This window comes from Actinomyces polynesiensis (assembly GCF_000820725.1).
GTDB lineage: Bacteria > Actinomycetota > Actinomycetes > Actinomycetales > Actinomycetaceae > Pauljensenia > Pauljensenia polynesiensis.
In genome coordinates this window covers 1-25,705 of the sequence record NZ_CCXH01000073.1, presented here as the reverse complement: position 1 = coordinate 25,705, position 25,705 = coordinate 1, and the positions used below count along the sequence as shown (strand labels likewise).

Here is a 25,705-nt window from a genome sequence, read left to right as displayed (position 1 = left end):
GTCCTCGAACAGGTCCCCCTCTTCGCCGGCCACGACGCCCGCGACACCCTCGAGGACACGGTGCGCCTGGCGCGTGCCCTGGAGGAGGCGGGATACGCGCGCTTCTGGTTCGCCGAGCACCACAACACCTCGGCGTTCCTCTCCAGCGCACCCGACCTGCTGATGATGCACGTCCTCGGGGAGACCGAGCGCATCCGGGTCGGCAGTGGCGGGGTCATGGCCATGCACTACGGGTCCCTGCAGATGGCGGAGCGGTTCTCCATGCTGGCCGCCCTGTTCCCCGGGCGCGTCGACATGGGGCTCGGCCGCGCGCCCGGGGGTGACATGCTCGCCGCCCACGCCCTCAACCAGGGCCGGGTCATCGACCCGACCTCCATCGACACCCTCATCGCGGAGACGGTGGGCCTGCTGCGTGGGACGCTGCCCGAGGACCACCCCTACTCGAGGCTGACCGTCACCCCGCACGCCGAGGTGCTGCCCGAGATGTGGCTGTTGGGCTCCTCCGGGCAGTCGGCCGCGTGGGCGGGTGCGCACGACCTCAACTACGCCTACGCCCAGTTCTTCACCGGGCGCCAGGACCCCGGGGTCATGGACCACTACCGGGCCCACCTCCCCGAGGCGGTGACGGCCGGACGCACCCTGTCGGCCATGGGCATCTCCGCCGCGGACACGCGCGAGGAGGCGGAGGAGCAGGCGCTCGCGGCCGCCGACTTCAGGCTCTCCATGCGCCAGGGGCGCCCCGTCGAGTTCCGGGACCCGGCGCAGATCCCCGAGGAGCGGCGCGCCGAGCTGCGCCGGTACCTCCAGCTCGACCCCTCCTTCGTCGTGGGGACCTGGGACGAGGTCGCGGGGCAGCTGCGGGCCTTCGCCGACACCCACGGCGTCGAGGAACTCATGCTCATCAGCTACATCGCGGACGTGGAGGTCAAGGTGCGCCAGTACCGGGAACTGGCCCGGCGCCTGGACGGCTGACCGGGTCGGTGTCGGGGAGCCCTTCTGGGGCGGACCATTGCCACCCTGCTGCACACCGACGCCGCCACCGCCACCGTCAACCCCGCCGGCGGATCCCCACCTCCGGGACCCTGTCCGGGGATCCGCCCGCATGGCACGATGGCCCCATGCGCACCTCACACGGACTCGTGGCACTGACGACAGGCCTGCTGATGGCGTTCTCCCTGACCGGCTGCTCGGGTGGGGCCAGCGAGTCGGGCGCCGCCGACCCGGTCGGGACCTGGGGCAGCACGGCAGCCGGTTCGCCGAACCTCACCTTCACCGAGGACGGGAAGGTCTCCGGCAACGACGGCTGCAACAGCCTGAGCGGGACCTGGACCCAGGACGGGGACACGGTCGAACTCGGCCAGATGGTCACCACACTGATGGCGTGCATGGACGTCGACACCTGGCTCTCCGGCGCGAAGTCAGCCACCGTCGACGGTGACACCCTCCTCGTCGAGGACGAGGGCGGGTCGCAGATCGGCACCCTGGAGCGCGCCTCCGGGGAGTGAGGCGCCCGGGGCCCCTCACCGTCCCACTCACGCGGACCGGGAGGTGGACCACGGCAGGGTGACCCGAGCCGCCGGGCCCCGCCGGCACACCAGCCGGACTCGTGCCCGGAAACCCCTCCCCATTGGTGCTCCCGTCCTAGGCTGTCCGCAAGGAGGCACCGATGCCAGCACCAGCGACGTCCCCACTCCCACCAGACTCCCCTGAGGCCCGCGGCGTGCCGCTGGACCAGGCGGTCGAGCCGTTCGTCCTGGCCGTGGACATCGGCTCCACCTCCACGCGCGCCTGTCTCTACGACGCCCTGGCGCGTCCCGTCAAGAAGCGCACCGCCAAGGCCGCCCACCAGTTCCGTGAGGGTGCCGACGGCACCGCCGAGATCGACGCCGACGTCGTGGCCGCGGAGGTCGCGGACGTCATCACACGGGTGCTGGTCGACATCGCACCCGGCAGGGTGCGCGGCGTGGCCATGGACACCTTCGCCTCCTCGCTGGTCTGCGTGGACGACGAGGGCGACGCGCTGACCCCCTGCATCACCTACGCGGACTCCCGCTCCGCACCCCAACTGGCCCAGTTGCGCGCGGAGCTCGACGAGACTCTGGTCCACCAGGCGGTCGGCGCCCGGCTGCACACCAGCTACCACGCCCCGCGCCTGCTGTGGCTGGCACGCACCCGTCCCGAGGTCCTGCGCCGCACCGTCCGCTTCGTGTCGCTGGGGGAGTACATCTTCACCCGGCTCGCCGGCGTCGATGCCGCCGCCACCTCGACGATGGCGTGGACGGGCCTCCTCAACCGCCACACCGGGGACCTGGACGTGGACCTCCTGGCCGCCACCGGCGTCGTGCGCGAGCAGTTCGCCGCGATCGTGGACCCGGACGAGCCCGTCGAGGCGCCCTCGTCGGAGGTGGTCCGCCGCTGGCCCGCACTGGACGGCGCACTGTGGTTCCCCGCCATCCCCGACGGCTACGCCTCGAACCTGGGGGTCGGCGCCACCGACGCGCGCACCGTCGCCCTCTCGGCCGCGACCTCCGGCGCGATGCGGGTCATCGTCCCCGGCACGCCTGATGTCCTGCCGACGGGACTGTGGGCGTACCGGGTCTCCAGCCGCGAGTCCATCGTGGGTGGCGCACTCAACGACGTCGGACGCGTGATGACCTGGCTGGAGTCCACACTCGCCCCGGTCGAACCCCGCATCCTGGACGTGGCCCTGCGCGGCAACCCCGTTCCCGGGATCCCCCTGGTCCTCCCCTTCCTCACCGGGGAGCGGGCCACCGGGTGGGCGGGAAACGCACGGGCGGTGCTGACCGGCGTGTCCTCCTCCACGGGGGCCGTGGACCTCTGGCGGGGGGCCGTCGAGGGTGTCACCATCTCCTACGAGCGCATCTTCGAGCAGTTGCGCGCCATCAACCCCCAGGTCGAGGAGGTCATCGCCTCGGGCGGTGTCACCCAGCACTACCCGGCCACGATGGAGGTCGTCGCGCAGGCCCTCGGGTTCCCCGTCAACGTCGTCGACGTCAGCCGGGTGACGATGCGGGGCACCGCGGTGCTCGCCCTGTCCGTCCTCGCCCCCGATGTCGTGCCCGCCGTGGTCCCGCAGTCCGCGACCCTGCGGCCCGATCCCGCCCAGCGCCCGTACTACTCGGACCTGCGTGCACGTTTCGACGCCACCTACCGGGACGTCATCGCCGAACGCTGAACCCCATCACCCAGGAAGGCCACTGCCATGCTCCCCATCCCACAGACTGACCCGGCGGGAGGTGGGACACCGTGAGCACGTCCCCCGCCCTCGTCCCCTCCCTGCTCCCCCTGGCGGGCGACGCCTCCGGCCCCACCGCCGGGACCGCGCAGCTGGTCATCGCCGCCGTGGTGTCCATCCTGTTGATCGTCGTGCTCATCGTGTGGGTGAAGATGCACCCGTTCTTCGCCCTCATGCTCGGCTCCGGCGTCATGGCCGTCGCCGCGTCGATGGGCTTCGAGAACGCCTTCACCTCCTTCAGTTCCGGGGTCGGGTCGACCCTGGGCGGGGTGGGCGTGCTCATCGTGCTGGGTGCGGTCATCGGGAAGTTCCTCACGGAGTCCGGTGCCGCCGACGAGATCGTCGACACGATCATCTCCGCCACCCCCGCCAAACGCCTGCCCTGGGCGATGGCGGCGGCGGCCTTCATCATCGGCATCCCCCTCTTCTTCGAGGTCGGCGTCGTGCTGCTGATCCCCATCGTCATGCTGGTCGCCAAGCGCGCGAAGCTGCCGGTGATCCTGGTGGGCATCCCCGCCCTGGCGGGCCTCTCGGCCCTGCACGGCCTGGTGCCGCCGCACCCCGGCCCGCTCATCGCCATCGAGGCGCTGAACGCGAACCTGGGCCTGACCCTCGCCTTCGGGCTGCTCGTGGCCATCCCCACGGTGGTGGTCGCCGGGCCGCTCCTGGCGCGCCCCATGGCGCGGTGGGTCCCCATCGCCGCCCCCGAGAAGATCGTCGGCCAACGGGTTGACGAGGGCGGCCGCCGTCCCTCCTTCGGGGTGGCCCTGTCGGTCGTCCTGATGCCCGTCGTCCTCATGCTGGTCCACACCCTGGTGGTGGCGCTCAAGCAGGACGGCACCCCCTGGGGACAGGTCCTCAGCTTCATCGGCACCCCGCTGCTCGCCCTGCTCATCACCTCCTTCTACGCGATGGTGGTCCTGGGCCTGGCCCTGGGGCGGACCACGTCCGAGGTGTCCTCCCTGACGGGAGCCGCCTTCGGGCCCGTGGCCGGGATCCTCCTCATCGTCGGTGCGGGCGGTGGTTTCAAGCAGACCCTCGTCGACTCCGGGGTCGGCGAGGTCATCGGCAACGGGATCGCCCAGGCGGGCATCCCGGTGCTGCTGGCCGGGTGGCTGGTGGCCGTCGTGATCCGTGTGGCCACGGGCTCCGCCACGGTCGCGACGATCACCGCCTCGGGCATCATGGTGCCCCTGGCCGGCGGGTTGGGTGATGCCCACCTCGCGCTGCTGGTCCTCGCGATCGGGGCGGGCTCGGTGTTCCTCTCCCACGTCAACGACGCAGGCTTCTGGCTGGTCAAGGAGTACTTCGGCATGACGGTCGGGCAGACCTTCAAGACCTGGTCGCTCATGGAGTGCGCGGTCTCGGTGGTGGGCCTGGCAGGCGTGCTCGTGCTCGGACTGATCTTCTAGGTCGGGTGGAGTGGGCGGGACCCGAGGAGGTCCCGTCCACTCCCCCTGCCGGTACGGGTGCGGGGACGGATGCAGCGTCCCATCGGCCTCCCCGGCGTGGGGCGGATGCTCCGCCCGCCCGGCATCACGCGGTGATGCGGAGTCGCGGCCTCAATCGCTGGCGAGGGAGGTGACGGCGTGCGGGGCGCCCACCGGTTTCGACTCCGCCGACCCGCGTTGGCGCAGGTAGATCGACAGCGCCACCATCGACCCGACCGCCAGGAGTTCCGACTGCCAGTTCTGCAGCGTGCGGTTCCAGAAGTCGGGGGAGAGCAGGTAGCCGCCCACGGAGACGGGGGACTGCCCGTGGAGGGCCTGGTCCTGGTTGTACACGACGGTCCCGGCCAGGGCCTGCAGGCCCCACGACGCCAGGAACACGGCACCCATCACCAGCAGCAGCGAGTTGGAGTACACCCACCGCCGCCAGCCACCGACCCGTGCCCACCGGGGTGAGTCGGGGCGGGCGTGGGAACCCACGAGCTGGTCGGCGTCGGATCCGGGGCCCTCGTCCCCGATCTCCTTGGACTCCGGCGACCCCTTCTGCACGAGCCACACCGTGGCGAGGATGAAGAGGAAGAACTGCAGGTACTCCGACTGCCAGTTCTCGGCCACGTCGACGACGAACGCCGAGGAGGTCACGAAGGATCCCCAGTCCACGGCGGTGGCGCCGTGGGCGAGCTGCTCCTCGTTGAACGCCGCGAGCCCGGCGACGGACTGCCCTCCCAGTGTGGCCAGGAAGAGCACGGCGAAGACGAGGCCGAGGGCGTTCTCACGGATCCTCATGGCTCACCTCCCCGACGCCACGACGAGGGCCATGCCCGCCAGTCCGACGACGATGAGACCCACCCACAACCAGAAGACGGCCCTCATGGTGTCCCGCCGTCCTCCTCGGGCACTCCCGGGTCGGCCAGCTCCCGTGGGGAAGCGTCGGTGCCGGTGCCGGTGCCGGTGCCGGTGCGTGTGCCGGTGCGTGTGCCGGTGCCGGGATCAGGGTCGGTCTCCCTGTCGGGCCCGGGGTCGCCGAGGGGCTGGACCGCCGGTTCGGTGCCGGGGGTGCCGGGTCCCGGTGCGTCCCCGTCCTCGTCGGGTGGGTCGGTGGGCGGTACGCGCGGGGGCGCACCGGGATTCGACTCGAATGGTTCACGGTGGTCGTCCACGGCAACACCTCTCGGTCCAGGACCCGGCCCAGGTGCAGACCCGGGTCGGGGTCGGGCAACTGTGCCCCGCACCCGTGGGGGCTCCGGGGGCCGCCCTCCCCGTCGCCCGGATGCGTGCGTCGATTGTCACACCGAAACCCGCACGGCACCCGACGAGGGCGCATCCGCCCCGGGCCCTTCCGGTGGTGGAAATGACCTGCATCACACATGCTGGAGGTATGGACACCTCACGGAACGAAGGACCTGCCGAGAAGGCCACCGCACTCCAGGGGGAGGGTTTCCCCGAGCAGGAGCAGCGCTACCCGGGCCTCGGTTCCCGCATGGAACCGGTGCCGGACCACGGCGAACAGAGCTGGGTGGGTCGCAACCGCCTCGAGGGCCTGCGCGCCCTCGTCACGGGCGGGGACTCCGGGATCGGTCGTGCCGTCGCGATCGCCTTCGCGAGGGAGGGCGCGGACGTCGCCCTGTCCTACCTCGAGGAGGAGCAGAGCGATGCCGAGGACACCGCGCAGTGGGTGCGCCGGGCCGGACGGAAGGCGGTCCTGCTGCCCGGTGACCTGCGCGAGGAGACCGTGGCACGGGGCGTGGTGGACAGTGCCGCCGCGCAGCTGGGCGGTCTGGACGTCCTCGTCAACAATGCGGGCTTCCAGTGGGCGCGTCGTGACGCCGGCCTGGCCGACGTCACCACCGAGGAGCTGGACCGCGTCCTCGCCACCAACCTCAAGGCGCTCTTCTGGGTCACCCAGCAGGCCCTGCCGCACCTGGGGGAGGGATCGAGCATCATCAACGTCAGCTCGATCCAGGCCTACGACCCCTCGGTGCCGCTGATCGACTACGCCTCGACGAAGGCTGCGATCAACAACTTCACCGTCAACCTGGCTGCGGAGCTGGGACCGAAGGGAATCCGCGTGAACGCGGTGGCGCCCGGTCCGATCTGGACGCCGCTCCAGCCCGCCACGCGCACCGCGGACACGATCCCCGACTTCGGGAGGAACACCCCGCTGGGGCGCGCGGGACAACCCGCGGAGCTCGCCGGGGCCTTCGTGTACCTGGCGAGTCCCCGTGAGGCCTCCTACGTGTCGGGCACGGTGCTCGGCGTGACGGGTGGCCGTCCGGTGTTCTGACGAGGGCGGCCCGCACCCGGCGGGCACCCATGACCCGATGATGACGAGGTGGGAAGGGGAGGACGATGCCCGAGGCATGGTCGAAGAAGGACGAGAAGCAGTACCGGCACGTCAAGGACAGCGAGGAGGACAGGGGCCGCAGTGAGAAGCGCGCCAAGGAGATCGCCGCTGCCACCGTCAACAAGCAGCGGTCGAAGGAGGGGCGCACGAAGAAGGACTCCTGAGACCCGGGGTCGTACGCGCGGGCGACGACGCCCGCGCGTCGGCCTTCCGACAGGTCGACCGCCCGGTCGGCGGGTCAGCTCGAGGGCCGTCGGCGGGAGCAGCCGCCTCGGGTGTCCGGGGTCCCACCGGACCGATTCGCACGCGGACCGAGCGCTGCTGTACTCTGGTGCGCCGAGGTAGCGTGTCCGAGCGGCCGAAGGTGCAGCACTCGAAATGCTGTGTGGTGTCACAGCCACCCTGGGTTCGAATCCCAGCGCTACCGCCAGGGTCTGCCCCGGGATCCCGCCGAAAGGCGCGGGTCCCGGGGCACTTCCGTGCAGGGCCTTCCCCGGGTGTTCCCCCGACGGGAAGAGAAGCGCGAGGTGTCCGTCCGTACCTCGTGCCCACCGGTCGCGTCGTGCCTACGATGACCCGATGACCGAGGACGTGCTGACGGAGCGGTTGCTCCTCCATCCCCTCAGCGAGGACGAGGCGGTCGCGATCGTCGCCACCGGCACGCGCGGTGCCGGATACCCGAGTGCCGGGGATGTCGAAGCCGCCAGGAACCTCGTCGACCGGTGCAGGACCTCCGGGGACCCGCAACCCTTCGGCCCGTACGAGGTGCGGTTGCTCCTCACGGATGAGCCGATCGGCGGTGTCGGCTTCAACCGTGTACCCGATGACCGGGGCGTCACCACGATCGGCTACGGTCTCGCCGAGTCGGCCAGGGGGCACGGCTACGCGACGGAGGCCCTGCGGGCGCTCCTGCACCTCGCGCAGTCGCTCGGGGTGGGGCAGGTCAGGGGCAGCGCGGACATCGACAACCCCGCGTCCTGCCGCGTCATGGAGGCCGCGGGCATGACACTCACCCATGACGACGGGAACGAACGGTTCTACGCGACGACGTGGGACCGCCGGGCGAACGGGCCGCTGGGGGCGTAGGCCTCCCGGGCAGTGGTTCCCCGTCGCCGCGCCGGACCGCCGGACCCCCGTGCCCGGGAGTCCGGACTTCTGCCCGTTCAGGGCCGGTCGGGCCCCTGGACCTCGAAGGGGGCGCCGGGCTGGGCCTGCGGCTCGCCCACCTCGGGGAGGTCCTCGGGCCGGATCTCCTCGACGGGTACGGGGTCCTCGCCACTGGGAGCGGCATGCCTGGCAGGAGGTCGCCCCCGACCGCCGTCGGGTTGGTCCACCCAGGCGGGCCCCTCGTGCGGCTCGGACTCGTTGAAGCGTCTGGTCCCCGTCGCCGTGGCGGGTTCCCCGCGGTGCGCACCCGCTCCGGCGGGGACCCCGTCGGTGTCCCCGGCGGGCGTCGGGTCGTCGGGCGGGTGGTCGGCGTAGGGATCGTCGAGGGAGGCGTTGCCGATCCCCAGGCCCTCCTGCGGGCGTTGGATCCCGTGGGTGCCCGGGTGGGGGGAGGCCTCGTCGTCGCCCTCCGGGCGTGCGGAGCGCCCGGGGTCGTCCTGGTGACGTCGCGCCGCGATCGTCTCCTCCTCGGTGCTCCACGGTGGGTCGGGTCTCCCGGACTCGTGTGGCATGGTGTCCTCCTCGGTGTCGTGCCCACCTCGCGGTGACCGGCGGACAGGGGAGAGGTCGTCCCGCCACTGTGACGGGCGACACCTTCAAGGCTACTGGTCGCCGGCATCGGCGCCACCGGAGGCTCTGGGGCACAATGTGCCTCGGGCAGCCACTGCCCCGCCCTCGTCGACTGGAGACGGGCCCGGCCCGACCGTGACCCGCCACGCCGGACGGGAAGGAAGACCCATGCCCGACACCGCCGTCCACGGCCGCACGCTGCAGGAGTGGATCGCGGAGTTCCCCGAGATCGGCGCCCTGACCGAGTGCCGTGAGACCCAGTGGTTCAACCCCGCGCTGTTGCCGACCGCCCATGCACTCCCCGAGGTCGGCCTGACCGCGGAGGACATCCGGGGCGCCTCCGCGCGCCTGAGGCGCTTCGCCCCCTACCTCGCCCGGGTGTTCCCGGACACCCGCAGGACGGGGGGCATCATCGAGTCACCGCTGGTGGCGGTCCCCGCGATGAAGGAGCGTCTCGAGGCCGGTGCCGGGCGCGGGCTCCCGGGCAACCTGTGGCTCAAGCTCGACAGCGAACTGCCGGTGTCGGGCTCCATCAAGGCACGTGGCGGCATCCACGAGGTCCTCGCCTTCGCGGAGGACCTGGCGCTGGAGGCGGGCGTGCTGCACCTCGACGACGACTACTCGGTCCTCGACTCGCCCCGCTTCACCGACTTCTTCGGGCAGTACGGGGTCGCCGTGGGATCCACCGGGAACCTCGGGCTCTCCATCGGCATCATGAGTGCCCGGCTGGGCTTCCGCGTGACCGTGCACATGTCCGCCGACGCGCGGCAGTGGAAGAAGGACAGGCTCCGGGCCAACGGGGTCGAGGTCATCGAGTACGGGGGCGACTACTCCGAGGCGGTGCGGCAGGGCCGCGCCCAGGCGGAGTCGGACCCGAGGTGCCACTTCGTCGACGACGAGAACTCCCGAACCCTCTTCCTCGGCTACGCCGTGGCCGCCCACCGCCTGGCGGGGCAGCTGCAGGCCCTCGACGTGCCCGTGGACCACGACCACCCCCTCTTCGTCCACCTGCCCTGTGGTGTGGGCGGCGGGCCCGGGGGTGTCGGGTTCGGCCTCAAGGTCGAGTACGGGGACGACGTCCACCTGGTCTTCGCCGAGCCCACGCACTGCCCGAGCATGTTCCTGGGGGTGCGGACGGGTCTGCACAGCCGGACCTCGGTCCTGGACTTCGGGATCGACAACGTGACGGCCGCCGACGGGTTGGCGTGCGCCCGGCCCTCCGGCTTCGTCGGCCCGGCGATGCAGCACCTGGTGGACGGCTACGTGACCGTGGACGACGACCATCTCTACCGCCTGGTCGCCGAGCTCCACGACTCCGAGGGCATCGACATCGAGCCCTCCTCCACGGCCGGTCTGGTCGGCATCGGCAGGGTCCTGCTGGACGGGGAGTACCTGGCACGTCAGGGACTCGACGACACCCGGCTCTCCCGGGCCACCCACATCGCCTGGGCGACGGGGGGCAGCATGGTCCCCCGTGCCGAGATGGAGGCCTACGTGGAGAAGGGACACCGCCTGCTCGCAGCGCGGGACTGACGGGCCGACGGGACGGGCGCGGTCAGGGGTGGTCGGGGCGGGCGGGGAATACGCTGGCCACATGCGAGACCTCTACCCTGCGATCGAACCCTTCCACACCGAGATGCTCGACGTCGGTGACGGGCAGACCCTCTACGTCGAGGAGTGCGGGAACCCGGACGGCAAACCCGCCGTGTTCCTCCACGGCGGCCCCGGATCGGGGTGCTCGCCGGAACACCGCCAGCAGTTCGACCCCGAGCTCTACCACGTCGTGCTCTTCGACCAGCGGGGGGCGGGGCGCTCCACCCCGCGGGCAGGAGCGGACTTCGCGGACCTCACCGCGAACACCACGTGGCACCTGGTCGCCGACATCGAGGCGATCCGCGAGCACCTGGGGATCGAGTCCTGGCTGGTCTTCGGGGGTTCCTGGGGCTCCACCCTCGCCCTCGCCTACGCGCAGACCCACGCGGAGCGTGTCACCGAGCTGGTCCTGCGCGGCATCTTCACCCTGCGGCACTCCGAGCTCGCGTGGTTCTACGAGGGCGGCTCCGAGCACGGCGGAGGTGCCTCATCCGTGCTGCCGGACTGGTGGGAGGACTACGTGGCGCCCATCGCCCCGGAGCGACGCGGACGACTCATCGAGGCCTACTGGGAGGTCCTCAACGGCACCGACGAGGGCGCCCGACTGCGGGCGGCCGATGCCTGGACGCAGTGGGAGTCCCGCGCGATCCACCTGCTGCCCGAACACGAGGAGGAACTCAGCCAGGAGGAGCTGCTGGAGGCCCTGGGATTCGCCCGTATCGAGAACCACTACTTCATGCACCACGGGTGGCTCCGTGAGGGGCAGCTGATCGCGGAGGCGCGTGAGCGTCTGGCAGGGGTCCCTGCGGTCATCGTCCAGGGACGCTACGACATGTGCTGTCCGGCGAGGACGGCCTGGGACCTCCACCGTGCCTGGCCCGAGGCCGAGTTCCACATGGTCGAGGCCGCGGGGCACGCCTTCTCCGAGCCCGGGATCACGGACGCCCTGGTCACCGCCACCGACCGTTTCGCAGGGAAGGACTGAGGGCGGGTCGGGCCGGGACGCGTCGTCCCGGCCCGACCCCCCTGTTCAGGGTTCAGGAGACGGAGTCCGCCTGGACGAGGCTGAAGGTGGTTCCCTGGTCATCCGCCACGGCGGCCATGCGGCCGTAGGGGGAGTCGTGGGGACCGAGCAGCACGCTGCCGCCCAGCTCGATGACCCGGGACGCGGCCGCATCCACGTCCGGGGTGCCGAAGTAGACGACCCAGTGGGCGGGCTCGGGTCCGCCCGATCCTTCCGAGCTCTCCCCGGGTGCAGCGACGCCGGCGTCCTCATCCGTACCGGGACCGGTTCGCGTGACGTCGTAGATTCCGGCAGTGGCACCTTCCGGGCTCCTGTGCTCTGCGTAGCGGAACTGTGGGGTGTCGGCCGTGACGGCGGCATCCCACTCGAAGACGTCGCGCATCAGGGAGACGGCCTCGGGGAAGTGGGAGGTGTGCAGCTCGAACCAACAGGGTGCTCCCGCGGCGGCGAGGAGACCGGTGCCCGGGAACTCAAGGGGCTGCCAGGCGCCGATCATGCCCAGGGCGGGGTTGAGCACCTCCAGGCTCCACCCCAGCTCGCCGACCTGCATGGGGTCCCCGCCCAGCACCTGGGTGCCGTGGTCGACCGCGCGGTGGGCCAGGGCGTCGATGTCAGCGGTGTGGAGGTAGGTGCTCCAGTAGTTCCCGATCGCGATGTCGGCCATCTCGGGAGGCATTCCGGCGGCTGCCGCACTGTTCTCCATCGCCCCACCGATGGGGGCGTCGTCCAGGGTGATCATGTTGTAGTGGCCGAACTCCGCGCCCGAGTCCGTGAAGGTCCAGCCGAAGAGCTGGCCGTAGAAGGCGTGTGATCGTTCGATCGAGTCGGTCATGAGGTCGATCCAACAGGGATCTCCGGTGGTGAAGGTGGGCATGGCGGGTCCTCCGGTCGCTGACGGGGTCAGGGGTGTTCCGTTCCAGTCCTGTCGACACCCGCCCCGGTGAGGGCGCCGATCAGACGATCCTCGCATCCGCTGTCGGAACGCGCGCGACGAGCAGTGGGCGTCCCGCCGAGCGGTGGACTTCCTACCGAACGGTGGCGATCCCGCCGAACGGTGGGCTTCCCACCGAATGGTGGGCCTGTACCCCCTCCGTTCGGTGAGAAGTCCACCTCTCGACGGATGGCCCCTCCTTCGCAGCCACTGTCCCGGGTCATCCACCACGCCGCACGCGTCAGGAACTCCACCTCCCGCCACTCGGGGAGTCCACGGTGGGCCGGATGTGCACGGAAGGGGGTCGAGACCCCGCCGCTGCGAAACATGTGACCTGCGTCGCTAGCATGGATGGACGACAACCGTCCATGCACTGCAAGAACGGAGCGAACATGACCGTCCACCACGACCTGCCCACCACCGAGGACCTCAAGCGGCTCGCCGAACCCCGTGACCACGCCGTCACCGTGTACGTGGCGACCGTTCCGGGACCCGATGGGAGGAACCGGGCGCGCACCGCCCTCAAGAGCGCGGTGGACCACGCCATCGCCCACTTCAAGGAGACCGATGGCCTGACCTCGGCCCAGGAGCGTGGGCTGCGCGACCAACTGGCCTCACTGGACGGGGACGGTGACCTGTGGGGAGCCCTGTCCTCCTCCCTGGCGGTCTTCCTCACCCCGGACTCCCAGGAGGAGTTCATCCTCCCCAATGCCCTGGAGGAGGAGTGGCAGGCCTCCACCTGGTTCGACCTGGGCCAGCTCGTGCGGGCAGTGGCAGGGGGGCAGCACGCCTGGGCCCTGAGCCTGTCCACCAACGCCTGGTCCCTGTGGGAGGCCACCCCCAGAGCCGGGCGGTGGAGGTCGACGTCGCCGGGCACGAGGAGATCGCCGATGCCGCCAGCGCCACGAACCGGGACTCCCTGCCCGGGCGCACACACGTCAACAGGCTCGGCGCGGACGAGGGACGCAAGCTCCTCCTGGAGGCCTACGCCAAGCGGGTCTCGGAACTGGTCGGGGCGGACCTGACGCGACGTGACCCCTCCGCCCGAATCCCGCTGTTCGTCTTCGCCACCGAGCCCCTGCAGTCGATGCTCACCCTGGAGGACCGACGCCGCATCGTCGAACGAGTCCCCGGGGCCCCCGACAGAGTCGGCGCGGACGAGGTGGACGCCGCGATCCGGGAGCGGCTCCCGAAGATCAATGCCCAGCAGGTGTCCGACGACCTGGAACGCATCGGCAATGACCTGCCGCGCGGCCTGGTGGCCACCACGGTGGAGGACATCGGACGGGCGGCGGCGGCAGGTGCCGTGGACACCTTGGTCTACGAGTTCACGGTGAACGTCAGTGGCGACTTCGATCCTGCCACCGGTGAGGTGACCAACGGCGGCACCGGGGACCACGACGTGCTCTCCCGCATCGCCCTGACGGTCCTGGAGCAGGGCGGGGACCTGGTGCCCGTGCGCGACTCCGAGGTCCGCAGCGACGTCTGGAACGGGGTGGCCGTGGCCCACCTGCGCTACGCCGTGTGACCGTCCGACCGTGTGGGGTGGTCCCACCGTGTGAGGGGGGCGCCCCGCTTCCAGGGCGCCCCCCTCCGCACCCCTGCACCTCACCGAGGGTTCAGCGCAGGCGGCGGGGGAACTCCGTGACGGTGGCTCCGGGCCCGCCCTCGTCGCCGTCCCTGCCCGCACCCAGACCGAGGCCCCGCCCGAGCGGGGTGTCGCGCGGGTCGGAGCGCGTCACCCAGGTGGGGACGTGGGGCGTGCTGAACGGATCGAACCAATGCGAGACGTGGACGGGGGAGTCGGCATCGGGGAAGAGGTTGGAGGCGTACAGGAGGCCGATGTCCTCCGGCCGTCCGGCCAGTTCCTCGAACCACTGTTCCCACTGGTCCGCCTCCGGGTGCCCCTGTGAGCTCCCCACGATGTGCCCGAGGTTGAGCACGTGGTGGAGGACGAGCTCCTCGGCGACGCTGCGGACCAGTGGGTCACCACTGCCGATGGGGTGGGTGACCAGGCGCGCGCAGAAGTCCTCCGCGAGGGTCAGGAGGTGGTAGCAGAACTCGTGGTCGTAGCGCGTGGTCCAGGCGTGGGGCAGTGCTCCACCGATCCAGGACTCCTCGAGCTGGCCGAGGTGGGTGCCGCGCGGCATGCCGGCCAGCTGGCCCACGTCCTCCCCGACGAGTCCGCGGTACAGGTCGACACCGACGGAGAAGCAGCGGGCGCAGTCCTCCCCCAGGCTCGCGCTGAGCAGGGGGGACCAGGAGCCGTCCGCCTGCGCCTCGGCGTGGCTCCAGCTCGGCAGGCTCGCCGCGGCGAGGTCGTCCTCGAAGGGGTCGAACCCGTCCTCGTCCGGCCCGTCCGTCCACGCGGATGAGCTCGTGGTGAGTCCGTCGAACACGGACTCCGGCCACCACCCCAGTGCGGCCCAGACCCCGTAGACCTTGTCGCCGCGCACGCGGGTGCGTCCGCTCTCGTAGTTGCGCCACGTCTGGGCCGAGACCCCGGCGCGTCGGGCGATGTCGGGGATCGACGCGTCCATCTCGACGCGTCGGGCACGGATGGCCTGCTCGATCCCGGGGTCGTCGGGGTAGTGCTCCTCGGTCGTGGGGTCGCTGGGCATCGCTCGTCTCCTCGGCTCGGGCTCGCCGGTGCGGGTTGCTCTGTGGCACTGCGGTGTCGCCCAGCCTACGGCGGGGCGGGTGCGCGTGGAACCGTCCCCCACACCCGGGCCTGGCGGGCGGCACCGGGCGTGGTCCGCGGCGGCGCGGCGTACGCGTCGTGTGCGCAGCTGCGGTGCGGTGCGGGGGCGGTCCCTTCGTCATTCACGAGGGCGACCCGGGGCCGGTCCCGTCGCGATTCACGAGGGCGACGCTGCTGCCCTGCTCCACGAGTGCGGGGCACCCGTGGACGGCATCCACGGGCGATGCTCAGGTCGTCCACGACGACGAGGGGGCCGGTCGGCGACTGCCGACCGGCCCCACACGCTCGTCATGCTGTTCGGTGTCAGGCGTTGACCAGACCGGTGTAGGTCCGGGCGCGCTCGAAGCGGGCGGCGACATCGGCCCAGTTCACGACGTTCCACCACGCCTTGACGTAGTCGGCCTTGACGTTCTTGTAGTCCAGGTAGAAGGCGTGCTCCCACATGTCCAGCATCAGCAGCGGCACCGTGGCCACCGGCACGTTGCCCTGCTGGTCGAAGAGCTGGAAGGTGACCAGACGCTTGGCGACCGTGTCGTAGGCGAGGACGCCCCAACCGGAGCCCTGCAGGCCCAGGGCGGCTGCGCCGAACTGGCCCTGGAACTTCTCGAAGGAGCCGAAGTACTCGTCGATCGCGGCGGCCAGCTCGCCCTCGGGGCGGCCCTGGCCGTCGGGGGTCATGTTGGTCCAGAAGATCGAGTGGTTGATGTGCCCGCCGAGGTTGAAGGCGAGGTTCTTCTCCAGGAGGTTGATGGCCCCCTGGTCACCGGACTCGCGGGCGGCCTCGAGCTTCTCCAGCGCCGTGTTGGCGCCGGCCACGTAGGTGGCGTGGTGCTTGTCGTGGTGCAGCTGCATGATCCGGCCCGAGATGTGGGGCTCCAGCGCCGCGTAGTCGTAGGGGAGATCCGGAAGGGTGTAGATCGCCATGAGTGTTCCTTGTCTCTCGGGGATTGTTGGATTGTCACCGGTGCGAGCGTTGCGCGCGCCACGTTCGGCGCGACTGTCGTCAGGCTATCGCCCTTTGGTCCCGCCTGCGAGATCTCCGCCCGTGCCAGGCGGGGCCGGCGCGGCGGCGACGAGGGCGTTCCCGAGCCCCGTCCGGGAGTAGTAGACAGCGCGGGAGCGGCGCGCCCGCGCGACCAGCCCGGCGTCCAGGAGGACACGCAGGTGCCCGCCGACGGTCCCCAACGACAGGGAGAGCGCCCCGGCCAGCTGGGAGGGAGTGGCCGGAGTGTCCAACTCCCGCAGCACGAGGGCCCTTCCGTGTCCCACCAGGCGCCCGAGGGCTCCGTCCGGGGGCCGGCGCTCCCCGGCGGCCGTGCCGCGCGCGGAGTACACCAGGCCCAGCCCCACGGGCCCGTCGCAGGTCCACCATCCAGCGGGTTGCGTCGTCGGGATGAAGACGAGGTGGGAGTCCAGGGTGAGGGACTCCTCCTGGCGTGGCGAGATGACCAACAGGTCCGGGTCGAGCCAGCGCAGGTGGCGGGTCATGCCTTCCAGTGCCGCTGCCCACCCGTGGGCGGCCACGAGTGCGGAGCGGTGGGCGATCTCGCGGTCGAGGACCTCGCGTCGTCTCGCCCAGTCCGGTTCCACGAAGCGCTCCCACGCGTCCCACAGTGCCTTCGCTGTGCGTTCCCCGAGGTGGTCGCCGCGTGTCCACCCGAGGTCGTGTCGCAGCCAGGACTGCGCAGCCGAGTCCCGGACGGTTGCCCGGTAGGACTCATCGGGCCAGGCGGCGATGACGGCGATCTCGTCGAGGAGTTCGGGTTCGCCGCTGGGCGGCGGAGTGATCCCGACGAAGTCGGGCAACCACTTGGTGGACGCCACCAGCTCCGCGACTCCCCTGCGGAGATCCTCGTCGCCGGGCGCAGCCCCTGCCCAGGCCGCCAGGGACGTGCGGGCGTCGCAGGGGGTGCCGCGATCGGCGGCGGACGGCACGGCGCGGGGGTGACGGCGGGCAGCATGCACCACTGCCATGAGCTCTCCCCACGTCTCGGCCAGCGGGGAGATCGTGGAACGGGAGCGGGCCAGGACGGACGGGGGGACGGGGTAGGGCACGGTGTTTCGCCTCCTGGCGAAAGACTAGTGTCCGCCGGGAGGTGCCGTGAGGATCATCCTGTGCCCGGCCAGCCTTCCCCCGTCCCGGATCCTTCCCCTCAGCAGGTTGGTCCGGTTCCTGCGCTCCCTCCCCGCCGGGTCCGGCAGTCGGCGCCCTCCCCGTGGACACGTTCCTTCCTCCTCTTCTTCTGTGCCCAGTCGCTCTCGTGGCTGGGCAGCTCGATGACCCCGGTCGCGTTGAGTCTGGGACTCCTGGACCCGGGGGAGGACCTCAGCTCGCTGAGCGTCGTCCTGGCAGCCAACAGCATTCCCCTGGTCGCGCTGCTGCTGCTGGGCGGAGTGGTGGCGGACCGCCTTCCACGAGCTGTGGTGCTCGTCTCCTCCCATCTCACCGCTGGAGTGACACAGGGTGTGGTGGCGTGGTGGTTCGTCCGCGGAGGTGGTGACCTCACGCTGCTCATCGTGGCCAGCGGTCTCAACGGGGCTGCTTCCGCGTTCACGGGTCCGGCCCTGCGCGGCATCCTCACCCAACTCGTCGACCGGGAGGCGATCGGTCCGGCCAATGCCCTGCGCGCCACCTCGCGCAACCTGTTCCGCCTCGCCGGGCCGGGCGTGGCAGGAGTGCTCGTCTCCACGACCGGAGCGGGGTGGGCCCTGGGAATCGACGCCGCCTGCGCCCTGGGGGCCGCAGTGCTGCTGGCGGTGATGGAGGGGCAACTGCGGCGACCTCACCGGTGCGTCGAGGGAACGGGAGGGATCACGACGACCACGGCTGCTCCCGGCACGACGGTGGTCAGCGACGCCACCGAGCCGGCCGGTGACGCCGTGACCGCCGCCGACCGGCGCACCGGGACGACCTGGGGGCGCCCTCGTCCCGGATCCCTGCTGGGCGGGGTCTGGCACGACCTGACCCTGGGCTGGCTCGCCTTCACGTCGCGGCAATGGCTGTGGGTGGTCACCGCCTCATTCTTCTGGACCAACCTCCTCCTCGGGGCGGTCTGGTTGGTGCTCGCTCCCGCGATCGCCCGCGGCAGCATCGGGGAGACTGCGTGGGGGACGGTCCTGTCCGCCCGGGCAGCGGGCCTGGTGCTGGGTGGGGTGCTGGCCTACCGTCTGACGCCCCGCCGGCCCCTGGTCGTCGGGCAGCTCCTCACCGTGCCCTTCGGGACGTGCTTCCTCGTCCTCGGTCTGGGCGCCTCCGCTCCCGTCCTGGCGGTCTCGACGTTCCTCGCCGGTGTCGGCGCGGCCGTGACCGGCGTGCTGTGGGAGTCCGCGATGCAACGCCACGTCCCCGGTGACCAACTCTCCCGTGTGGCCTCCATCGACATGCTGGGATCCTTCGCGGCCGTCCCCATCGGCCAACTCCTGGCCCCCGTGCTCGCCCAGCACCTCGGCGGCCCCGGTGCGGCCGTGGGAGGAGGGATCGCGTACGTCCTCCTCGCCCTGGTCCCGCTCCTGGTTCCTTCCGTCAGACGCTTCGGGAGTTGAGACCGGGCCCCGAGCTCCCCATAGGCTGGGGGCATGCCTGAGTCCGAGTCCGCGCCGCACCGTGTCCCCCTCGTCCCGGAGTCGCCGCTCGCCACTGCGGCGGGTGGCGCGCGGGAACCGTCCGGGGAGCACGGGTCGTCACCCGTGCCCGTCCTCGACCCCGCCACGATCGCCGCACTGGCGGAGGACCTGGCCCAGGCGCGGTGGAGCGTGGAGCACATGGACGGGATCCTCTCCACGCGGGCCCGCGACGCCCTCATGCGCGACCAGCGGGTGCCGGCCCTGGTCGAGCTGCGCGAGTTGAGCGAGCCCGCCGCGCTGCTCACCCGGCTCTTCGTGCTGGGCTCCAGCGAGGACGCCGACGAGGTCGACGCCGCCCTCCCGCTGACGGGGACCGCGGGTCTGGCCGGTCTGGGACTGGTCCGTGTCGAGAACGGGCTGGTCACCGCCGCCTTCGACCTGCGGCCGCACGAGGCGCTCCTGCCCGCGCCGACCACGGGGTCGGGTACCGCCCAGCCCGACACCGCCGGGGGCCCTGCCACGGTCGCAACCGGCGGGAGCCCCGGCAGCGCCGAGGCCCCCGACACCACGGACCCCGAGGGCGTCCTCCACACCTGGTGGGTTCTCTCCGACCTGGGTGAGGTCACCACCGGCCAGCCGCTGCGCCCCGACCACGTCCTGGGGATCGGAGGGGCCACCACCTCACTCCTGGGCCTGACGATCCGCGACCACGTCCCCTCGGCCCTGGACATCGGGACCGGGTGCGGCATCCAGGCGCTCTACCTGGCGACCCACGCGGACCGCGTGGTCGCCACCGACCTCTCGGAGCGTGCCTGCGCGATCACGCGGTTCAATGCCGCCCTCAACGGCGTGGACATCGACGTGCGCCGGGGCTCCCTCTTCGAGCCGGTGCGCGGGGAGTCCTTCGACCTCATCGTCTCCAACCCGCCCTTCGTCATCACCCCCGACTCGGTGCGTGCCTCCGGGTCCGGCCTGCTGGAGTACCGCGACGGCGGGATGGACCGCGACAACCTCATCGCCGAGGTCATCTCCCGCGCACCCTCCCACCTCACTCCCGGCGGCACCCTGCAGATGCTCGCCAACTGGGAGATCCCCGTCGGCACCGACCCCGACACCGGGTGGTCCGTCCGCGTGGAGGAGTGGCTCGCCGGCCTCGACGTCGACGCCTGGGTGGTCCAGCGCGACGTCCTCGACCCCGCGCGCTACGTCGAGATGTGGCTGCGGGACTCCGGGGGCGGCCTCATGGACCGTGAGGAGTGGGAGACGGAGTACTCCGACTGGTTGGAGGACTTCGACCGCGCCGGCGTGGGGGCGATCGGGATGGGGTTCGTCGCGCTGCGTCGTCCGCCCTCGTCCGCATCCGACCCCACGACCCCCGTGCACGTCTTCGACGAGGAACTCGGCGGCCGGACGCCGCGCGGGGTGGACGTGGCCCGGGCCCTGGGGTCCCTGCACCTGCCCGCCCCGCTGCCCGAGCTGCGCCTGCGCCGCGCCCCGGACGTCACCGAGGAACGCCACTACGTCCCCGGCGAACCCCAGCCCCACGTGATCATCGAGCACCAGGGGGCGGGGCTCGGTCGGTCGGTCGCCGTGGGGTCCGCGCTCGCGGCGCTGGTGGGCGCGGCGGACGGTGAGCTCACTGTGTCCCAGATCATCACCGCGGTCGCGGTCCTCACCGACCAGGAGGCCTCTGACCTGCTCGGACAGGTCGAGGAGCCCGCACTTGCGCTGATCCGGTGCGGGATGCTGGAGGTGGTGGGCACGCTCTGAGGCGTTCCACAGGAGGTCCTCCCCGCCGGGCGGTGCCGGTGGGGCGTTGTAGGGTCGGGCTCGACGGACCGGGGCCGTGGGGCCCCACCGAGGAGCGCAGGACCGTGGCAGTGGCGGTCCGCGACAGTTGAGCGGAGGAACATGGGCGCGTCGAAGCTGGTCATCGTGGAGTCACCCGCGAAGGCCTCGACGATCGAGGGCTACCTGGGTCCCGACTACCGCGTCGAGGCCTCCATCGGTCACATCCGTGACCTCCCCCAGCCCAAGGACCTCCCCGCCGACATGAAGAAGGGACCCTACGGCCGCTTCGCCGTCGACGTCGAGGACGGGTTCACCCCCTACTACGCGGTGAACCCGGACAAGAAGAAGAAGGTCATGGAGCTCAAGCGAGCCCTCAAGGACGCCGACGAGCTCTACCTGGCCACTGATGAGGACCGCGAGGGGGAGGCCATCGCCTGGCACCTCCTGCAGGTGCTCAAGCCGAAGGTGCCCGTCCACCGCATGGTCTTCCACGAGATCACGCGTGAGGCCATCCAGCGGGCGCTGGAGAACACCCGTGAGATCGACACCGACCTGGTGGACGCCCAGGAGACCCGGCGCGTGCTGGACCGTCTCTACGGCTACGAGGTCTCCCCGCTGCTGTGGCGCAAGATCCGCCCCTCCCTGTCCGCCGGTCGCGTCCAGTCCGTCGCCACCCGCCTGGTCGTGGACCGCGAGCGGGAGCGCATGGCCCACGTGCGGGCCTCCTACTGGTCCATCGACACGCACGTCACCACCGAGCCCGGTGCCTTCGGCGCCCGCGTCGTGGAGGTCGACGGGCACCGTGTCGCCACGGGCTCGGACTTCACCGAGGCCGGCAGGCTGTCGGACAAGGCCACCGCCGCCGGCGCCGTCCACCTGGACGAGGCCGCCGCGACCCGGCTCGCGACCCTCCTGGAGGCCTCGACCTCCTCCCGCGTCGACTCGGTCACCCAGAAGCCCTACCGCCGCCGCCCGGCCGCCCCCTTCACCACCTCCACCCTGCAGCAGGAGGCCTCCCGCAAGCTGCACTGGAACGCCAGCTCGACGATGCGCACCGCCCAGAGCCTCTACGAGTCCGGCTACATCACCTACATGAGGACCGACTCCACGGCCCTGTCGGAGCAGGCCGTCCACGCCGCCCGCACCCAGGCCCGCGAGCTCTACGGCGCCGAGGCCGTGGCCGAGAAGCCACGCGTGTACGGCACGAAGTCCAAGGGAGCACAGGAGGCCCACGAGGCCATCCGCCCCGCCGGCGACCACTTCCGCACCCCCGACCAGGTGGCGGGGTCACTGACCCGCCAGCAACTGGCCCTCTACGACCTCATCTGGAAGCGCACGGTGGCCTCCCAGATGGCCGACGCCGTCGGCCACACCGCCACGATCCGCGTCCTCACCGGGGTGGGGGACCAGAACGGGCGCCACGACGTGGTCTCCTCCGCCTCCGGCACCGTCATCACCTCCCCCGGCTTCCGCCTGGCGTACCAGGAGGGTCGGGACTCGTCCCGCTACGAGGCCGAGCGCGAGGGCGGGGACGCGGAGAAGGTCCTGCCCGACGTCCACGAGGGCGACGCCGCCGACGTCGACGAGGCCCGCGCCGAGGGCCACGAGACCCAGCCGCCGGGGCGCTACACGGAGGCGTCCCTGGTCAAGACGATGGAGGAGCTCGGCATCGGGCGGCCCTCCACCTACGCCGCGACCATCCAGACCATCTCGGACCGCGGCTACGTCGTCCACCGCGGGCAGTACCTGGTGCCGACCTGGCTGGCGTTCTCCGTGACGCGCCTGCTGGAGCAGAACCTGTCGAACCTCGTGGACTACGACTTCACGGCGTCCATGGAGTCCGACCTCGACCGCATCGCCGCGGGTCGCGAGGACGGACGGCAGTTCCTCACCCAGTTCTACCTGGGTGGGGACGGCAAGGGGGACCAGTCCGGCCTGCGCCACCAGGTCGAGAGCCTGGGTGACATCGACGCCCGTCAGGTCAACTCCCTGGAGCACCTGGACGGTGTGACCCTGCGCCTGGGCCGCTACGGGCCCTACCTGGAGCGTGAGGACGGGACGCGCGCCAACGTCCCCGAGGACATCGCCCCCGACGAGCTCGACGCCACCAAGGTGCAGGAGCTCTTCGCCCTGGCCGCCGACGACGGCCGCGAGCTCGGCGTGGACCCGGCCACGGGCCACATGGTCATCGCGAAGAACGGACGCTTCGGCCCCTACGTCACCGAGGTCCTCCCCGAGGAGGACGAGGGTGCGGCCGGGACCGACGACGCGAAGGCGGGTGCCGCGAAGTCGGGCACCGCGAAGCCTGCGCGGGGTCGGAAGAAGGCGGCCCCCAAGCCGCGCACGGCCTCGCTGTTCAAGTCCATGGACCTGTCGACGGTGACGCTGGAGGACGCCCTCAAGCTGCTCTCCCTGCCGCGCGAGGTCGGCGTGGACCCGGACAGTGGTGAGGTCATCACCGCCCAGAACGGTCGCTACGGGCCCTACCTGAAGAAGGGTACGGACTCCCGCACCCTCCCCTCGGAGGACCAGCTGCTGAGTATCACGCTGCCCGAGGCGCTGGAGGTCTACTCCCAGCCCAAGGCCCGTGGTCGTGGGGCCGCCCGTCCTCCGCTGCGCGAGTTCGGGGAGGACCCGGTCTCCGGGAAGAAGGTGGTCGTCAAGGACGGCCGCTTCGGCCCCTACATCACCGACGGCGTCACCAACATCACGGTGCCCCGCGCGGAGTCCGTGGAGGACCTCACCCAGGAGCGCGCCTTCGAGCTCCTGGCGGACAAGAGGGCCAAGGGTCCCGCCCCCAAGAAGCGCGCGACGCGGACCTCCTCGACCCGCAAGGCCCCGGCGAAGAAGAGGTCGACGGCGGGGAAGAAGCCGACGACCGGCACGAAGTAGGCGGGTCGGCGGTGGACGGCACCCGGCGTGGGAGCGGCGGCCACGCCACGTCCGGTCGGCACGGGGCCGGCGCACCGGAGCTGCAGGTGCAGCGTGGGAGGATGACGACATGACGGACCAGGGTGCGCGATCGGTTGGCCTCTTCATCACCTTCGAGGGTGGTGACGGGGCCGGCAAGACGACCCAGCTCGAGCGTGTGCGCGCCTGGTTCGAGGAGCAGGGGCGGCCCGTCCTGGTGACCCGCGAGCCCGGTGGGACCGAGCTCGGCCTGGACCTGCGGCGCCTGATCCAGCACGGTCCGGAGGACGTGGACCCGCGCACCGAGGCGCTGCTCTACGCCGCCGACAGGGCCTACCACGTCGCCACGGTCGTGCGCCCCGCCCTCGCGGAGGGGACGGTGGTCCTCGGGGACCGCTACATCGACTCCTCCGTCGCCTACCAGGGCGCCGCGCGCGACCTGGGGGTGGAGGAGGTCCTCTCCCTCTCCCGGTGGGCGACCCGCGGACTGCAGCCCCAGCTCACCTTCCTCCTCGACCTGCCGCCCGAGGTCGGGGCCCGGCGGGGGACGGGGGAGCCCGACCGGATCGAGCGTGAGTCCGCCGACTTCCACGAACGGGTCCGCCACGAGTACCTCAACCTGGCCGAGGCCCACCCCGAGCGCATCGTCGTCATCGACGCCGTGGGGACACCCGACCAGGTGTTCTCCGAGATCAAGGGTGTCCTCGAGGAGCGCCTGCCCGCCCTCGTCGACGGCGGCGACCCTCGCGGTGGGGCGACGGCCTCCGGCACCGCGGACGCCGACGAGGACGCGACCGTGGGGACCCCCGGGACGCACACCGCGGAGGACCACGCGGGCGCGACCGCGGACGCACCCGACGGTGCGGCGGGGACCGCGGAGGACGAGCCGACCCGGGACGCGCGCGGAGATGGGGCGGCCACGGGACACCGTTCCCCGGAGCGGAGCGCGTCCGCGGGGGAGGGGCTCATGGTCCTCACGGAGGCCCAGGCGACCCTGTGGGGTGACCCCGACCAGGACATGCTGCTGTGAGCGTCTGGGACGAACTCGTCGGCCAGGACGCGGTGGTCGCCGTCCTGGAGGAGGCGGCGTGGGCGGCCAGGCGTGTCGTCGAGGGGATCCCGGCCGACCAGGTGACCCCCGGGGACGACCCGGTCGCCGGGGACAGCGGCACGGCACGCTCCATGACCCACGCCTGGCTCGTCACCGGTCCTCCCGGTTCCGGTCGCTCCGTGGCGGCCCGCGCCTTCGCCGCGGCCCTGCAGTGCACGGGTCCCGTCCCCGGGTGCGGGGAGTGCGCCGGGTGCCGCACGACGCTGGGCGGGACGAACGCGGACGTCCTGTCGGTGTCGACCGACAAAGTCCAGATCCAGATCGCCGAGGCCCGTGACTTCGTGCAGCGTGCCCAGGTCTCGCCCTCGCAGGGACGCTGGCGGGTCATCGTCGTCGAGGACGCGGACCGCATGACCGAACGGACCTCGAACGTGCTGCTCAAGGCCATCGAGGAGCCGCCCGAGCGGACGGTGTGGCTGCTGTGCGCGCCGAGCCCCGAGGACATGATCACCACCATCCGCTCCCGGTGCCGCCACCTCGGCCTGCGGATCCCCTCGGCCTCGGCGGTCGCCGACCTGCTGGTGCGCCGCGACGGCGTGGACCCGGGGGTGGCCCTGCAGGCGGCGCGCGCCGCCCAGTCCCACATCGGCCTGGCCCGTGCGCTCGCACGCGACCCGGAGATGCGGGAGCGGCGGCGCCGGATCATCCAGGCGCCCGCCCGTGTGCGCAGTGTCGGTGAGGCGGTGATGGCCGCCCAGGACCTCGTCGACATCGCCAAGGAACAGTCCGAGGCCCAGGTGGGGGCGCGCAACGCGGAGGAGCGGGCGGCCCTGATGCGCCAGCTCGGTGTCGCCGACGGTGAGCGGGCGACGCCCCAGTCGCGCAGCCAGCTCCGCCAGTTGGAGGAGGAGCAGAAGCGCAGGTCGAAGCGCGCCATGCAGGACGTGCTGGACCGGGCGCTGGTGGACCTGCTGGGGATCTACCGGGACGTGCTTCAGGTCCAGCTCTCCACCGGGCAGACCCTCGTCAACGAGGACCTGGCGGACCTCGTGTCGGACCTGGCGCTCGAGTCCACCCCCGCCCAGACGATGGGCAGGGTCGACGCCATCGAGGACGCCCGGCGCAGGCTCGGCGCCAATGTCTCCCCCTTCCTCGCCCTGGAGGCGATGACCATCGCCCTGCGCCCCCAGGCCTCCTGACCCTCCCCCCTGCCGAAGTCCGCTCTGTTCGGGGCGTGAGGTCCGCTCTGTCGGGGCATGAAGGTCCCCGCCGTCCGGTTCGGGTCTTGAGGTCCCTCCTGGCTGGCATGCGACCGGGTCCTCGCACGGCGCGCGCGCCGAACGGTGGACTTCTCA

Annotated in this window: 22 protein-coding genes and 1 tRNA gene; 16 read left to right on the top strand and 7 right to left on the bottom strand. The window is 71.8% G+C overall.

The window, feature by feature from the left end; translation table 11 throughout:
• The 4 genes from TA90_RS02765 to TA90_RS02750 all read left to right on the top strand — a co-directional run.
• Positions 1-972: MsnO8 family LLM class oxidoreductase (locus TA90_RS02765; RefSeq protein WP_043534495.1), on the top strand; the 972-nt coding region annotated here is incomplete at its 5' end.
• A gap of 146 nt (positions 973-1,118) precedes the next feature.
• The gene (locus TA90_RS02760) at positions 1,119-1,505 is read left to right on the top strand and encodes an META domain-containing protein (protein ID WP_043534494.1); all 387 of its coding nucleotides are present in this window, start codon (positions 1,119-1,121) and stop codon (positions 1,503-1,505) included.
• A 215-nt stretch (positions 1,506-1,720) separates the two neighbouring features.
• The gene (locus TA90_RS02755) at positions 1,721-3,196 is read left to right on the top strand and encodes a gluconokinase (protein ID WP_197067823.1); all 1,476 of its coding nucleotides are present in this window, start codon (positions 1,721-1,723) and stop codon (positions 3,194-3,196) included.
• Between the two features lie 71 nt (positions 3,197-3,267).
• Positions 3,268-4,668 (top strand): GntP family permease, encoded by a 1,401-nt coding sequence (locus tag TA90_RS02750; RefSeq protein ID WP_407921576.1) that lies wholly within the window; start codon positions 3,268-3,270, stop codon positions 4,666-4,668.
• Between the two features lie 150 nt (positions 4,669-4,818).
• On the opposite strand, the gene TA90_RS02745 is transcribed toward TA90_RS02750, so the two are convergent.
• Together TA90_RS02745 and TA90_RS02740 are read right to left on the bottom strand one after the other, a co-directional pair.
• Positions 4,819-5,490: a DUF6766 family protein gene (locus TA90_RS02745; protein ID WP_043534492.1), complete on the bottom strand. Its 672-nt coding sequence runs from the start codon at positions 5,488-5,490 to the stop codon at positions 4,819-4,821.
• 83 nt (positions 5,491-5,573) lie between these two features.
• The gene (locus TA90_RS02740; protein ID WP_043534491.1) at positions 5,574-5,864 is read right to left on the bottom strand and encodes a hypothetical protein; all 291 of its coding nucleotides are present in this window, start codon (positions 5,862-5,864) and stop codon (positions 5,574-5,576) included.
• A 218-nt stretch (positions 5,865-6,082) separates the two neighbouring features.
• On the opposite strand from TA90_RS02740, the gene TA90_RS02735 reads away from it, so the two are divergent.
• The 4 genes from TA90_RS02735 to TA90_RS02720 all read left to right on the top strand — a co-directional run bounded on the left by TA90_RS02735 (position 6,083) and on the right by TA90_RS02720 (position 8,134).
• Complete coding sequence (locus TA90_RS02735; RefSeq protein ID WP_043534490.1) at positions 6,083-6,988, top strand: SDR family oxidoreductase; 906 nt, start codon at positions 6,083-6,085, stop codon at positions 6,986-6,988.
• A 65-nt stretch (positions 6,989-7,053) separates the two neighbouring features.
• Positions 7,054-7,212 carry a hypothetical protein gene (locus TA90_RS02730; protein ID WP_197067822.1) on the top strand — a complete coding sequence of 53 codons (159 nt, stop codon included), beginning with the start codon at positions 7,054-7,056 and terminating at the stop codon, positions 7,210-7,212.
• Positions 7,213-7,388: 176 nt separating this feature from the next.
• Positions 7,389-7,478 (top strand) — tRNA-Ser (locus TA90_RS02725).
• Positions 7,479-7,627: 149 nt separating this feature from the next.
• Positions 7,628-8,134, top strand: coding sequence for a GNAT family N-acetyltransferase (locus TA90_RS02720; protein WP_043534489.1), 507 nt, complete (start codon positions 7,628-7,630; stop codon positions 8,132-8,134).
• 77 nt (positions 8,135-8,211) lie between these two features.
• Here the strand turns inward: TA90_RS02720 and TA90_RS02715 are convergent, their stop codons facing one another.
• Positions 8,212-8,727, bottom strand: coding sequence for a hypothetical protein (locus TA90_RS02715; RefSeq protein ID WP_043534488.1), 516 nt, complete (start codon positions 8,725-8,727; stop codon positions 8,212-8,214).
• Positions 8,728-8,953: 226 nt separating this feature from the next.
• Here TA90_RS02715 and TA90_RS02710 point away from each other — a divergent pair, with 226 nt between their 5' ends.
• Both TA90_RS02710 and pip read left to right on the top strand, forming a co-directional pair.
• A complete protein-coding gene (locus tag TA90_RS02710; protein WP_043534487.1) occupies positions 8,954-10,318 on the top strand; it encodes a D-serine ammonia-lyase in 1,365 nt (454 codons plus the stop codon).
• 61 nt (positions 10,319-10,379) lie between these two features.
• Entirely contained in the window at positions 10,380-11,363 is a 984-nt protein-coding gene (gene pip, locus TA90_RS02705; protein WP_043534486.1) for a prolyl aminopeptidase, read from the top strand.
• Between the two features lie 52 nt (positions 11,364-11,415).
• On the opposite strand, the gene TA90_RS02700 is transcribed toward pip, so the two are convergent.
• Positions 11,416-12,276 carry a VOC family protein gene (locus tag TA90_RS02700; protein ID WP_043534485.1) on the bottom strand — a complete coding sequence of 287 codons (861 nt, stop codon included), beginning with the start codon at positions 12,274-12,276 and terminating at the stop codon, positions 11,416-11,418.
• 883 nt (positions 12,277-13,159) lie between these two features.
• Between TA90_RS02700 and TA90_RS14845 the strand changes: the two genes are divergently transcribed.
• The gene (locus TA90_RS14845; RefSeq protein WP_231550634.1) at positions 13,160-13,861 is read left to right on the top strand and encodes a baeRF11 domain-containing protein; all 702 of its coding nucleotides are present in this window, start codon (positions 13,160-13,162) and stop codon (positions 13,859-13,861) included.
• 91 nt (positions 13,862-13,952) lie between these two features.
• On the opposite strand, the gene TA90_RS02690 is transcribed toward TA90_RS14845, so the two are convergent.
• The 3 genes from TA90_RS02690 to TA90_RS02680 form a co-directional block, all read right to left on the bottom strand.
• Positions 13,953-14,954: a helix-turn-helix domain-containing protein gene (locus TA90_RS02690; RefSeq protein WP_043534484.1), complete on the bottom strand. Its 1,002-nt coding sequence runs from the start codon at positions 14,952-14,954 to the stop codon at positions 13,953-13,955.
• Positions 14,955-15,337: 383 nt separating this feature from the next.
• On the bottom strand, positions 15,338-15,958 hold the full coding sequence (locus TA90_RS02685) for a superoxide dismutase (protein WP_043534483.1): 621 nt from the start codon (positions 15,956-15,958) through the stop codon (positions 15,338-15,340).
• Positions 15,959-16,042: 84 nt separating this feature from the next.
• Complete coding sequence (locus TA90_RS02680; RefSeq protein ID WP_052450416.1) at positions 16,043-17,089, bottom strand: winged helix-turn-helix domain-containing protein; 1,047 nt, start codon at positions 17,087-17,089, stop codon at positions 16,043-16,045.
• On the opposite strand from TA90_RS02680, the gene TA90_RS02675 reads away from it, so the two are divergent.
• The 5 genes from TA90_RS02675 to TA90_RS02655 all read left to right on the top strand — a co-directional run bounded on the left by TA90_RS02675 (position 16,994) and on the right by TA90_RS02655 (position 25,549).
• Positions 16,994-18,577, top strand: coding sequence for an MFS transporter (locus TA90_RS02675; RefSeq protein WP_082031296.1), 1,584 nt, complete (start codon positions 16,994-16,996; stop codon positions 18,575-18,577). The genes TA90_RS02680 and TA90_RS02675 overlap by 96 nt on opposite strands.
• A gap of 33 nt (positions 18,578-18,610) precedes the next feature.
• Positions 18,611-20,368: a DUF7059 domain-containing protein gene (locus TA90_RS02670; protein WP_082031294.1), complete on the top strand. Its 1,758-nt coding sequence runs from the start codon at positions 18,611-18,613 to the stop codon at positions 20,366-20,368.
• A gap of 141 nt (positions 20,369-20,509) precedes the next feature.
• Positions 20,510-23,281 carry a type I DNA topoisomerase gene (topA, locus tag TA90_RS02665; RefSeq protein ID WP_043534481.1) on the top strand — a complete coding sequence of 924 codons (2,772 nt, stop codon included), beginning with the start codon at positions 20,510-20,512 and terminating at the stop codon, positions 23,279-23,281.
• Between the two features lie 109 nt (positions 23,282-23,390).
• Positions 23,391-24,329, top strand: coding sequence for a dTMP kinase (gene tmk, locus TA90_RS02660; RefSeq protein WP_043534480.1), 939 nt, complete (start codon positions 23,391-23,393; stop codon positions 24,327-24,329).
• The gene (locus TA90_RS02655) at positions 24,326-25,549 is read left to right on the top strand and encodes a DNA polymerase III subunit delta' (RefSeq protein WP_043534479.1); all 1,224 of its coding nucleotides are present in this window, start codon (positions 24,326-24,328) and stop codon (positions 25,547-25,549) included. The genes tmk and TA90_RS02655 overlap by 4 nt, the downstream gene beginning before the upstream one ends.
• The last annotated feature ends 156 nt before the right edge of the window (positions 25,550-25,705 follow it).

Bases quoted from the DNA above. Each gene is read 5' to 3' on its own strand.
- TA90_RS02760 (WP_043534494.1), top strand. From the start codon at position 1,119: ATGCGCACCTCACACGGACTCGTGGCACTGACGACAGGCCTGCTGATG.
- TA90_RS02745 (WP_043534492.1), bottom strand. From the start codon at position 5,490: ATGAGGATCCGTGAGAACGCCCTCGGCCTCGTCTTCGCCGTGCTCTTC.
- TA90_RS02735 (WP_043534490.1), top strand. From the start codon at position 6,083: ATGGACACCTCACGGAACGAAGGACCTGCCGAGAAGGCCACCGCACTC.
- TA90_RS02730 (WP_197067822.1), top strand. From the start codon at position 7,054: ATGCCCGAGGCATGGTCGAAGAAGGACGAGAAGCAGTACCGGCACGTC.
- TA90_RS02720 (WP_043534489.1), top strand. From the start codon at position 7,628: ATGACCGAGGACGTGCTGACGGAGCGGTTGCTCCTCCATCCCCTCAGC.
- TA90_RS02715 (WP_043534488.1), bottom strand. From the start codon at position 8,727: ATGCCACACGAGTCCGGGAGACCCGACCCACCGTGGAGCACCGAGGAG.
- TA90_RS02710 (WP_043534487.1), top strand. From the start codon at position 8,954: ATGCCCGACACCGCCGTCCACGGCCGCACGCTGCAGGAGTGGATCGCG.
- pip (WP_043534486.1), top strand. From the start codon at position 10,380: ATGCGAGACCTCTACCCTGCGATCGAACCCTTCCACACCGAGATGCTC.
- TA90_RS02700 (WP_043534485.1), bottom strand. From the start codon at position 12,276: ATGCCCACCTTCACCACCGGAGATCCCTGTTGGATCGACCTCATGACC.
- TA90_RS02690 (WP_043534484.1), bottom strand. From the start codon at position 14,954: ATGCCCAGCGACCCCACGACCGAGGAGCACTACCCCGACGACCCCGGG.
- TA90_RS02685 (WP_043534483.1), bottom strand. From the start codon at position 15,958: ATGGCGATCTACACCCTTCCGGATCTCCCCTACGACTACGCGGCGCTG.
- TA90_RS02675 (WP_082031296.1), top strand. From the start codon at position 16,994: ATGCACCACTGCCATGAGCTCTCCCCACGTCTCGGCCAGCGGGGAGAT.
- TA90_RS02670 (WP_082031294.1), top strand. From the start codon at position 18,611: ATGCCTGAGTCCGAGTCCGCGCCGCACCGTGTCCCCCTCGTCCCGGAG.
- topA (WP_043534481.1), top strand. From the start codon at position 20,510: ATGGGCGCGTCGAAGCTGGTCATCGTGGAGTCACCCGCGAAGGCCTCG.
- tmk (WP_043534480.1), top strand. From the start codon at position 23,391: ATGACGGACCAGGGTGCGCGATCGGTTGGCCTCTTCATCACCTTCGAG.